General features: G+C 70.9%; 11 protein-coding genes. 4 read left to right on the forward strand and 7 right to left on the reverse strand.

The window, feature by feature from the left end; all coding sequences use genetic code 11:
- Window positions 1-106: 106 nt before the first annotated feature.
- Both JL475_RS36620 and JL475_RS36625 read right to left on the reverse strand, forming a co-directional pair.
- Window positions 107-517: a hypothetical protein gene (locus JL475_RS36620; RefSeq protein ID WP_202282508.1), complete on the reverse strand. Its 411-nt coding sequence runs from the start codon at window positions 515-517 to the stop codon at window positions 107-109.
- Window positions 518-656: 139 nt separating this feature from the next.
- Window positions 657-902 carry a hypothetical protein gene (locus tag JL475_RS36625; RefSeq protein ID WP_202282509.1) on the reverse strand — a complete coding sequence of 82 codons (246 nt, stop codon included), beginning with the start codon at window positions 900-902 and terminating at the stop codon, window positions 657-659.
- Between the two features lie 286 nt (window positions 903-1,188).
- Here JL475_RS36625 and JL475_RS36630 point away from each other — a divergent pair, with 286 nt between their 5' ends.
- Window positions 1,189-1,380 (forward strand): hypothetical protein, encoded by a 192-nt coding sequence (locus tag JL475_RS36630; RefSeq protein ID WP_237409307.1) that lies wholly within the window; start codon window positions 1,189-1,191, stop codon window positions 1,378-1,380.
- An 845-nt stretch (window positions 1,381-2,225) separates the two neighbouring features.
- Here JL475_RS36630 and JL475_RS36635 read toward each other — a convergent pair.
- Window positions 2,226-2,396 carry a helix-turn-helix domain-containing protein gene (locus tag JL475_RS36635; protein WP_237409309.1) on the reverse strand — a complete coding sequence of 57 codons (171 nt, stop codon included), beginning with the start codon at window positions 2,394-2,396 and terminating at the stop codon, window positions 2,226-2,228.
- Window positions 2,397-2,938: 542 nt separating this feature from the next.
- Window positions 2,939-3,763, reverse strand: coding sequence for a rhomboid family intramembrane serine protease (locus tag JL475_RS36640; RefSeq protein WP_202282511.1), 825 nt, complete (start codon window positions 3,761-3,763; stop codon window positions 2,939-2,941).
- 137 nt (window positions 3,764-3,900) lie between these two features.
- On the opposite strand from JL475_RS36640, the gene JL475_RS36645 reads away from it, so the two are divergent.
- Window positions 3,901-4,317, forward strand: coding sequence for a hypothetical protein (locus JL475_RS36645; protein WP_202282512.1), 417 nt, complete (start codon window positions 3,901-3,903; stop codon window positions 4,315-4,317).
- Here JL475_RS36645 and JL475_RS36650 read toward each other — a convergent pair.
- Window positions 4,301-5,791 carry an FAD-dependent oxidoreductase gene (locus JL475_RS36650; RefSeq protein ID WP_272933025.1) on the reverse strand — a complete coding sequence of 497 codons (1,491 nt, stop codon included), beginning with the start codon at window positions 5,789-5,791 and terminating at the stop codon, window positions 4,301-4,303. The two genes, JL475_RS36645 and JL475_RS36650, sit on opposite strands and share 17 nt — an antisense overlap.
- A gap of 38 nt (window positions 5,792-5,829) precedes the next feature.
- Complete coding sequence (locus JL475_RS36655; RefSeq protein ID WP_202282513.1) at window positions 5,830-6,822, reverse strand: DUF4349 domain-containing protein; 993 nt, start codon at window positions 6,820-6,822, stop codon at window positions 5,830-5,832.
- A 157-nt stretch (window positions 6,823-6,979) separates the two neighbouring features.
- Between JL475_RS36655 and hemG the strand changes: the two genes are divergently transcribed.
- Window positions 6,980-8,440 carry a protoporphyrinogen oxidase gene (hemG, locus tag JL475_RS36660; protein WP_202282514.1) on the forward strand — a complete coding sequence of 487 codons (1,461 nt, stop codon included), beginning with the start codon at window positions 6,980-6,982 and terminating at the stop codon, window positions 8,438-8,440.
- Window positions 8,441-8,445: 5 nt separating this feature from the next.
- Window positions 8,446-9,177, forward strand: coding sequence for a hydrogen peroxide-dependent heme synthase (hemQ, locus tag JL475_RS36665; RefSeq protein ID WP_202282515.1), 732 nt, complete (start codon window positions 8,446-8,448; stop codon window positions 9,175-9,177).
- On the opposite strand, the gene JL475_RS36670 is transcribed toward hemQ, so the two are convergent.
- Window positions 9,178-10,734: alpha/beta fold hydrolase (locus tag JL475_RS36670; protein WP_202282516.1), on the reverse strand; the 1,557-nt coding region annotated here is incomplete at its 5' end. It lies immediately after the preceding gene.

A 10,734-nucleotide genomic window follows, 5' to 3' on the forward strand; every position in this document is an offset into this window, starting at 1 on the left:
TCCGGCCACCAGCCCAAAACGGACGCAGAAATCGATCAGAAGATCACTCTCGAACCACCTCGGTGGATCAAGGCTAAGCCACAACCCAACGTATGCCACCGCCTCTTCACCCGGCCTGGTGCTGGTCACCGAGAGCCACATATTCCTGCTTGCAGGCAGCCAAGTACTCCTGGCTCTGCTCAGCGGAGTAGAAGAGGATGAACCCCATTCCCTTCTCCGCCAGGCCGCAGGGGAGATCCGGCGAGCCACCGATAATCGACACGTCCCCACCCTCAAGGTGGTTTCGATACATCGCTTGGGCGTCAGCTTTCCCCTGCTCAGCAGGGGAAAGACGGTCCGGCTCTCCGCTGCTGCTGGACGTGAAGCTGCTGCCGGAGATGAAGCCCAGGAGGAACATGGTGACAGCGAAAGCAGCGACGCCTCCCACCAAGGCCACCGGGTGCTTCCACCAAGGCTGCATCGGCCTGGGCGGCGGCGGGACCGTCGGGTACGACGGCACGTGCTGATAGTTCCCCACGAGAGACTCCTTGGAGCCCTGACCGGCAACTATGTCGTGCGCAAGGAGTCAGGCAACACAGGCTAACCGCGAGGTATCCATGGGATCTACACATGGATACCTGTCGTGATCTAGCCGTGAGCTACTAACAACCTTCTGATCAGACTTGCTTCACGTCCAGGAGGATGCGCTCCGGCGGCATCCCGGTGTAGAAGACGATCCGCTCACGCGCGATGTCTTCGACCTCAGCGAGGTGCCTGCACGTCGCACGACCGCCACTCTCCACCTTCAGGTCCCAGCCGTCCCGCGTGGGCGTCACCCACACCGTGTACGTCGTCGTGGCGACCATGGCGGGGTCGAGGGGAGCAGCGGGCTTCCGCGACTCCTGGCGATTGAGTCTCAGCACCCGTCCCAGCCATTCGAGACGGGCATCCGTCTCCGGATCTGCTGAGGGGTCAGGCTCCGCCTCCTGCGACTACCGCCCAGACGTCCCGATACCCTGACGGGCCCTAACCCGATCGAGATACGCATCCCGGGAGCATACGGGTGAGCGTCAGGGCGCGTCACTGGATCGTCAGCTCTTGAACTACCTCCCGCACTCACGGAGAACCGCTCTCCCTGGCGGAGCTTCCAGATCAGCACCTGAGCGCGAGAGGATACGGATCCCGCCCTCTCGTGAAGCCTAGGAGGCCATGATGAGCACCGCTGGTCCCAACCTCTGCCTCTGCGGCTGCGACACCGAGATCGGTGCGGACAGCACTTTCGCGTCCGGACGCGACAGCACGTATATGTGGCGGGTCCTCAAGGAAGACTTCGGCGAGGGTAAGGGCGTCAGCGAGCGCTTCCTCGACTGGTACCTGAAGAACCGCCCTCGGAGGTCATGACGCGGGACTCTCCGAGCGCTGCTGCGACGTGCCCCATTGGAGCCGGGCACCGACATAGAGTCGACCGACTTCAGCACGCCGTCCAGTTTGGGCACCTTGGCAGCGGAGAGCTTCAGGACCAACGCAGCTCGCGGATGTGCCTTGATGGTGGCGACTTCCTCTTGACTCAACAGCTCGATCGCCCTGTCCAGATCGGCTCTGGGCCTGCATGTCTTCGCGAAGCCCCCTGGCTGGGACACGGGGACGACCAGGAACTTTTCTCCTGCTACGCCCGCGGAGACGGCTACGCCGGCGGCGGGTGGCGGGTTTCCAACAGCCGCTGGTGCCGTGACCGGGGGATCTTCAGTACGCGGCGAGCGAATAGGCGACCAGGTTGCCCCAGTGATGATCATTTCCATTAGTCGAGGGCACGAGCGCTGCGAAGCAGGATGTTGGTGGTGAGGGTGTCGGCGTGCAGGGCTGCTCGAAGCGGCTCTTCGGGTGTCGGACCGGGACGCGGATGCCGATTCCGGCGCCGAGGGCCAGCCCTTGTCCGCAGGGGTGGGCAGGTCGTCGGCGGCCGCCTGGTACAGGGCCGGGAGGACGTGAATGCGGGCTGCTGTCGGGGAGACTGCCGGGCTCGGCCTCGGAGCCCCGCAGTGGCGCGCTGTCGGGGGCGGCCAGGAACTACGCATTCCCGCCGGGCTGAACCACCAGTCGCTGCCGTTCTCACATACGGCGGCGACCCGGTCCGACTCGATCGGCGTGCCGTCGAGGATCACATAGGTCGTGCCCCGCGGCAGCAGCGTTCCAGGACCTCCTACAGGTCGGGGCCTGGTCGGCTCGTGCCTGTGACTGTCAGTACGTCAGTGCAGCTTTTGCTGTTCCAGCCATCTGAAGACATCGGACCTCTTGTACTGGACCTTCGCGTTTCTGCCGCGGCCAAGCTTGTAGCCCTTGAGCCCCAGCTTTCGGGCTTCTCTGTATACCCAGCTCTCGGACATGTTGATCATGGCTGCGAGCTCCGAAGTATCCATGAGTATGGGCTCCACAGTGGAGCTGCTGCCCCCGGCAGAATGAGGCCGCGGGGTCTTCTTGGAGCGGTTCCGTCCCGTGTGCATCGGCAGCTCTTCTCCATTCTGTGAGGTGCTCATCGGGGCCCGAGGGTCATTCGTCAAGACGGACGACCGGCCTGGTCGAGGTAGGAGAATGATGCGGAGTATCGCCGGTTTGGCTAACCGGGGAACTCCGGCTATGTTCCGCGCCGCCTCGTGATGCGGCCCCCCGTCGTGGGGTGCTCGAGGGTCCTGTCGGACTCGGCCATGAGCTCCTGGGGGGCCTCCACTCCGAGCCGTGATGGCTGGGCTCGGCGTGATCCCTGTGGGGTCCTTCCTGCCTGACGGGGCGTCAGAAAAGTCAGCAATGGGTCAGCATGAGTCCTGCCAGAGGCTCAAAGATCTGGCAAAACATGCAGGTGGTTGAATTGTTCAACAACCGTCGGCCGGATCGGGAATGCAAACGTCTCTTATGCAAAGTAGTTCCGGGTTTCCTTGTGCTGCCCGGCTCCTGGAGTGCGGCCCTACCAGTTCCCTCGCGTCTGCCGTCCGAAGAGGATGCCGCCCGGTTCGGGCGGTGGAACAGTGCCCGGTTTGAGGGGCCAGGCGATCAGCATGCCCACGATGAAGCCGACCACGTGGGCCGCGTAGGCCACGGTTCCGGCGCCGGTGACGCCCGCGCCGGAGGAGTAGAGCGCCTGCAGCAGGAACCACAGGCCCAGGACGATCCAGGCTGGCAGACGCAGGGGTAGGAAGATGAGGAAGGGGACGAGGACCCAGACGCGGGCCTTCGGGTAGAGGACCAGGTAGGCGCCGAGGACGCCGGCGATGGCGCCCGAGGCGCCGATCAGGGGAGTGGTGGCGTAGGGGTTCGTGAGTGCGAATCCGTATGCGGCCGCGTAGCCGCAGACCAGGTAGAACAGCAGGTACCGCAGATGGCCCATGCGGTCCTCGATGTTGTTCCCGAAGATCCACAGGAAGAGCATGTTGCCCAGCAGGTGCAGCCAGCCGCCGTGCAGGAACATCGCCGTCAGCACGCTCAGCTCGGGCGACTTGTCGTAGCCGGGCGGTCCCACCAGGCAGCCCGGCCCCTGCGGGCCCACCCCCGTGCCGCCGGTGGGCACCAGCCGCGGCATCCGGTGGTGGATCAGCTCCCGCGGCACGGCCGCGTACTGGTCCAGGAACGCCTGCAGATGACAGAACTCCGCCAGACTGCCCCCGCTGCCCGTCAGCGAACCGGCGACACCGGGCGTGAGGAACACGAAGGCGACGAAGTTCGCGGCGATCAGCGCGTACGTCACCCAGGGGGTGCGCCGCGCAGGATTCACGTCATGGACCGGGATGACCACATCCCACGTGTGCCCGCCCGGCCACCGATGGAATCAGCGGCCGTGCTGAACGCCGCCGTCCGGCCGTGCGTATCCCTTCCCGACCGCCCGCGGCGCGCGGAAGGGGCCGCGGGGCCGACGTGAGGAAAACACAAGTGATGAACGACCGAGGGACCGCTGCGATGCAGGCGCTGCCCGACGGCGAGGCGGAACTCACGCTCGTGGTGCGGCTCCCCTGGGAGGACGTCGCCCGGCTCGGCCAGGAGGCGGGACGGCTCGCCGCCCAGAAGCAGCGGCCGGTGACGCTGGACGAGGCGGTGAGCCACCGCCTGCGCTTCACGCGGCCCTCCACGGCGCACGCACGGCCGGCCGGGGAGCAGTCGCCGGCCGTGACCTCCGGCACGTCCGGCGCGTCCACCACCGTCGGCACGTCCGGGACCTCCGCCGCCGCGAGCGTCTCCGGTGGTTCCAGTGCCTCCGTGTCGTCCCTGCCGCCCCGGCCCGCCACCGACCAGGCGCGGCCTCCGGCCGAGCAGGCACGGCAGGCGATCGAACGGATCAACGGGAGCGCGTAGCACCGGCAGGGCGTGTCGGGCCTCCCGTCGTGGCGCGGATCTTCGCCGTCGCCTTGCGGGCCGCCACCAGCACCGGATCCCAGGTGGGGGAGAAGGGCGGCGCGTAGCCCAGGTCCAGCATCGTCATCTGCTCCACCGTCATCCCGGCGGTGAGGGCGACCGCAGCGATGTCGACGCGCTTGCCCGCCCCCTCCCGGCCGACGATCTGGACGCCGAGGAGGCGGCCCGTGCGCAGCTCGGCGAGCATCTTGACCGTCATGGGTGAGGCGTTCGGGTAGTAGCCCGCGCGGCTGGTCGACTCGATGGTGACCGTTTCGAACCGCAGCCCCGCGCGGTGGGCGTCCTTCTCCCGCAGCCCCGTGCGCGCGATCTCCAGGTCGCAGACCTTGCTGACCGCCGTACCGACCACGCCCGGGAAGGTGGCGTAGTCGCCGCCGACGTTCGAGCCGATGATCTGGCCGTGCTTGTTGGCGTGCGTGCCCAGCGGGATGTGCCGCTCCTGCCCGGAGATCAGGTCGAGCACCTCCACGCAGTCGCCGCCCGCCCAGACGTTCTCGTGCCCGCGCACCCGCATCGACCGGTCGGTGAGCAGCCCGCCGTGTTCCCCCAGGGGCAGCCCCGCCGCCCTTGCCAGGCCGGTCTCGGGCCGCACCCCGATGCCGAGCACCACCACGTCCGCCGGGTACCGGGCGTCCGCGGTGGCCACGGCCCGCACCCTGCCGTCGTCCCCGGTGACCAGCCCGGTGACCTCGGCGTCGTTCACCATGGTGATGCCCAGGCCCTCCATCGCCTTGTGCACCAGGAGCCCCATGTCGGGGTCCAGGGTCGCCATGGGTTCCCGGCCCCGGTTGACGACCGTCACCTCGTAGCCGCGGTTGATCATCGCCTCGGCCATCTCCACGCCGATGTACCCGGCACCGACGACCACCGCGCGGCGGCCCTCGGTGCGGGCCAGCGTGTCCAGCAGCGCCTGGCCGTCGTCCAGGGTCTGCACGCCGTGCACCCCGGGGGCGTCCATGCCGGGCAGCTCCGGGCGGACCGGCCGCGCGCCGGTCGCGATCACGAGCTTGTCGTACGACGTCCAGGACTCGGCCCCCGACTCGACGTCCCGCGCGCGTACCCGCCCCCGGTCCGGGTCGATCTCCGTGACCTCGGTGCGCAGCCGCAGGTCGATGTCCCGCGCGCGGTGCTCCTCGGGCGTACGGGCGATCAGCATGTCCCGGTCGGTGATGTCGCCGCCCACCCAGTAGGGGATGCCGCAGGCCGAGAACGAGGTGAAGCGACCGCGCTCGAACGCCACGATCTCCAGCTCGTCCGGCCCCTTCAGCCGACGCGCCTGGGACGCCGCGGCCATCCCCGCGGCGTCCCCGCCGATCACCACCAGACGCTCCCGCGCGCCCGGGATCGCGGACGTGCGCGTGTTCGTACCTGTACCCGTACTCGTGCTCCGGCTCGTGTGCTCGCTCGTGCTCATACGAACACGCTACGGGGGCCGCGCACTTCGGGTCCGTCCTACGGGGTCTCCTCCGGCGCTCGAGCCGGCGCGGGCCGCGTGCGGCGGTGCAGCCCGGGGCGTACGGCCTTCAGCCACAGGAGGGCGAGCAGCGCCGCCACCGCCGCGAACGGCAGCACCGCGCCCAGCGCCACCGCGATCCAGCGCAGCATCGTCACGAACGCCCCCCAGCCGCCGGCGAGCGCGTCCAGGAACCCGGGGTCGTCGTCCTTCGCGGGGCGCTCCACCGGCGTCTCGGACAGGGTCAGGGTGATGGTGGCGAGGCTGGTGCGGTCCTTCAGGGACTCCCGCCGGGCGAGCAGCGCCTCCAGGTCGGCCTGGCGGGTGCTGAGTTCGCCCTCCAGGGTGACCACGTCGCTGAGCCGGGTGGCCCGGTCCATCAGTTCGCGGATCCGGACCACGCTGGCGCGCTGCGTCTTGATCCGGCTCTCCACGTCGACGACCTGGTCGGTGACGTCCTCCGCCTTCGCGCGGCGTTCGACGAGCTTGCCGGCGCCCTCGAGCTCCGTGAGCACCGCGTCGTACTTCTCCACGGGTACGCGCAGCACCACGCGCGTGCGCTCATGGCCCTTCCCGTCCCGACGGGTGGTCTCGTCGCCGACGTAGCCGCCCGCGTTCTCGGTGGCCGTGCGGGCCTCGTCCAGGGCCTTCGGCGCGTCCTCGACCTGCACGGTCAGCGAGGCGGTGCGGATGATGTGGGCCGTGCCGCTCCTGTTCGAGGGCGGCGCGGTGGCCCGCGAGCCGTCCGCCGACGAGCCGCCGGGCGCCCCGCCCTTCGCTGCTTCCCCCGCCGCTTCCTCCGTGCCCGCCGGGGCGTCCGCCTGCGGGGCGGCGGCCTTCTGGCCGGCGGCCGAGGCCGCGTCGGAGTCGGTGTCCGAGGCGCCGCATCCGGTCAGGGCGAGAGCGGCGGCCAGCAGCAGACCGGCCATCGCGTGAACCGGTCGGCCGGCGCGTACGGCGCGTACGGCGCGTGCGGGTCGTCGTGTGTGCATGAGGGTTCCCCCCAGGGATCGTGACCACTGACGTTCCTTCGACGCCTGGGGCGGGCCGAACGTTGACGCGAAACGGTTCCGAAGCGGTCACGGTAGGGACTCGTCAGGGCCGGACGGCCCTGGTGAGACCGCGGGGCGGGTCTGAGAGGGTGGAGCCATGAGCGGATCACGTGCGGGCGCGGAACAGCAGGTCGTCGTCGTGGGAGCCGGCATCGCCGGCCTGGCCGCCGCGCACCGGCTGCTCGGACGCGGGGTGCGGGTGACCGTGCTGGAGGCCTCGGACCGGGTCGGGGGCAAGCTGCTGCCCGGCGAGATCGCGGGCGCACGCGTGGACCTCGGCGCCGAGTCGATGCTGGCCCGCCGCCCGGAGGCGGTGACCCTCGCCCGTGAGGTGGGTCTCACCGACCGGCTCCAGCCCCCGGCCACCGCGACGGCCTCGTTGTGGACCCGCGGCGCCCTGCGTCCCATGCCCAAGGGCCATGTCATGGGCGTCCCCGGCACGGCCGCCGCCCTGGCCGGTGTGCTCTCCGACGAGGGCCTGGCCCGGATCGAGCGCGATGCCGAACTGCCCCGTACCGAGGTCGGCGAGGACATCGCCGTCGGGGAGTACGTGGCGGCCCGGCTGGGCCGCGAGGTCGTCGACCGACTGGTCGAGCCCCTGCTGGGCGGGGTGTACGCGGGCGACGCGTACCGCATCTCGATGCGTGCGGCGGTCCCCCAGCTGTTCGAGGCCGCACGCTCCCACACCTCCCTGACCGAAGGGGTACGGGAGATCCAGGCCAGGGCCGTCGCCGCGCAGCAGACCGGCCCGGTGTTCATGGGCATCGAGGGCGGAGTGGGCACCCTCCCGCTCGCCGTCGCCGAGTCGGTGCGGGCGCGCGGCGGGGAGATCCGCACCGGCACCCCGGTCACCGAACTGCGCCGGGAGCCGGCCGGCGGCTGGCGGGTGGTCGCCGGGGAGCGGGAGCTGCACGCCGACGCGGTCGTCGTCGCCGCGCCCGCCCCGGAGGCCGCGCGGCTGCTGCGCGCCGAGGCCCCCGGGGCCTCCGCCGAGCTCACCGGTGTCGAATACGCCTCCATGGCGCTCATCACGCTCGCCTACCGCCGCGCGGAGACCGGCCTTCCCGCCGGCAGCGGGTTCCTGGTGCCGCCGGTCGACGGCCGCACCATCAAGGCGTCCACGTTCGCCTCGCACAAATGGGGCTGGATCGCCGAGGAGGACCCCGGCCTCACCGTCCTGCGCACCTCCGTCGGCCGGCACGGCGAGACGGAGATCCTCCGCCGCGACGACGCCGACCTCGTCGAGGTCTCCCGGCACGACCTGAAGGCCGCCACCGGCCTGGACGCCACCCCCGTGGCCACCCGCGTCACCCGCTGGCACGACGGGCTGCCCCAGTACCCCGTCGGCCACCACGCGCGCGTGGCGCGCGTCCGCGAGCACCTCGCCGCCCTCCCGGGGCTGGCCGTGTGCGGCGCGGCCTACGACGGCGTCGGCATCCCCGCGTGCATCGCGAGCGCGTACGCCGCCGTCGACCAGATCCACGGTGACCTGCCGCACGGCGTGCGGCAGGTCACCACCGACCCGATGCAAAGCCTCCACAGAGGCGCAGGAGAATAAGGGACATGAGCGACGCCACCACCACCCCCGACCCCGCACGGATCCCGAACAAGGGCAAGCTGGCCAAGGACCTCAACGAGGTCATCCGCTACACCCTATGGTCCGTCTTCAAGCTGAAGGACGTGCTGCCCGAGGACCGCGCCGGGTACGCCGACGAGGTCCAGGAGCTGTTCGACCAGCTCGCCGCCAAGGACGTCGTCGTCCGCGGGACGTACGACGTCTCCGGTCTGCGCGCCGACGCCGATCTCATGATCTGGTGGCACTCCGAGAGCAGCGACCAGCTCCAGGAGGCGTACAACCTGTTCCGCCGCACCGAGCTGGGCCGGGCCCTCGAGCCGGTGTGGTCGAACATGGCACTGCACCGCCCCGCCGAGTTCAACCGCTCGCACATCCCGGCGTTCCTCGCCGACGAGGAGCCCCGCGCGTACGTGAGCGTGTACCCCTTCGTGCGCTCCTACGACTGGTACCTGCTGCCCGACGAGGACCGCCGCCGCATGCTCGCCGACCACGGCAAGATGGCCCGCGGCTTCCCCGACGTGCGCGCCAACACGGTCCCCTCGTTCTCCCTCGGCGACTACGAGTGGGTCCTCGCCTTCGAGGCCGACGAGCTGTACCGCATCGTCGACCTCATGCGGCACCTGCGCGGCTCCGAGGCCCGGATGCACGTCCGTGAGGAGATCCCGTTCTACACGGGCCGCCGCAAGGACATCGCCGAACTGGTCGCCGGCCTCGCCTGATCAGGCGGCGGGCCGGGGCTCCGGTTCCGTCTCCGTACGCGGCTCCGGCCCCGGTTCCGCCCGTGGCTCCGGTTCCGGGCGCGGCGCGCAGGACGCGCGCCGCCCCGGGACCCGGCCGGTCAGCAGGTACGCCTCCAGGTGGCCGTTCACACAGGCGTTGGGGCCGCCCGCGACACCATGGGTACCGGTGTCCCGCTCGGTCACCAGCGCCGAACCCGCGAGCCGCCGGTGCAGCTCCAGCGCCCCCTCGTACGGGGTCGCCGCGTCCCGCTCGGCCGCCAGGATCAACGTCGGCGGCAGCTCACCCGCCCCGGCCCGGACGTCCAGCGGCTGCTGCCGGGGCGCAGGCCAGAAGGCGCACGGCAGATTCGTCCACACGTTGGCCCAGGTCTCGAACGGGGCCCGGCGGGCCAGCCGGGTGTTGTCCCGGTCCCACACCGCCCAGTCCGTCGGCCAGGGCGCGTCGTTGCACTCCACGGCGACGTAGACCGCGCGCGCGTTCTCCGTCTCCACCGCCGCCTCGGGCTGCGGCTCCGCCTGCTCGATCAGCGGCCCCGGATCGCCCTTCAGATAGGCCGACAGGGCGTGCGCGCGATGCGGCCAGTGGTCGTCGTAGTACCCGGTCTGCAGGAACGCCGACTGCAACTGCCCCGGCCCCACCTTCCCGCCCGCCGGTTCCCGCGCGAGCCGCGCGCTCACCTTCTCGTAGCTGCGGTGCACCTTCGCGGGTGTGTCGCCGAGCCCGTACACGTCGTGGTGCCTGGCCGCCCACGTCCGGAAGTCCGCCCAGCGGTCCTCGAACGCCGCCGACTGGTCGAGGTTGTTGCGGTACCAGATCTGCTCCGGGTCCGGGTGCACCGCCGAGTCGAACACCATCCGCCGGACGTGCGAGGGGAACATCGTGGCGTACAGCGCCCCGAAGTAGGTCCCGTACGACGCCCCCATGAACGTCAGCCGGGGCTCCTTCAACGCGGCGCGCAGCACGTCCAGATCGCGCGCGTTGTTCAGGGAGTGGTAGTGCCGGAGCGCGCCGCCGGCCCGCTCCGCGCAGCCGCGCGCGTACGCCCTGGCCCGCGCGACGCGCTCGCGCTTGTATGACTCCGAGGGGTGCGTCGGCGCCCGCGTGGGGCCCTGGACGGACTTCTCCGGGTCCACGCAGGACAGCGGCGCGGACCGGCCCACCCCGCGCGGGGCGTAGCCGACGAGGTCGTAGGCCCCCGCGATCCGCTTCCACTCGGGGAGCAGGCCGATGAGCGGGAAGTACGTGCCGTCGGCGCCCGGCCCGCCCGGGTTGTGGACCAGGGCGCCCTGCCGGGGCACCCTGCGCTTGCCGTTGTCCGGGTCCTTCCCGGTGGCCCGGACGCGGCTGACGGCGAGTTCGATCTGCCTGCCGTGCGGATGGGCGTAGTCGAGCGGGACGGTGACCGTGCCGCACTCGATGGTGCCGGGCAGGTCCTGCGCGTCCGGGCAGGCGCCGAACCCGATGCCCTCGGCCGCGGCGCGCGCGGCGGCCACCGCGGTGCCGCGCAGCTCGGTCGCGCCGGGAGCGTCCGGGGC

The organism is Streptomyces sp. M2CJ-2 (assembly GCF_016757295.1).
Lineage (GTDB): Bacteria > Actinomycetota > Actinomycetes > Streptomycetales > Streptomycetaceae > Streptomyces.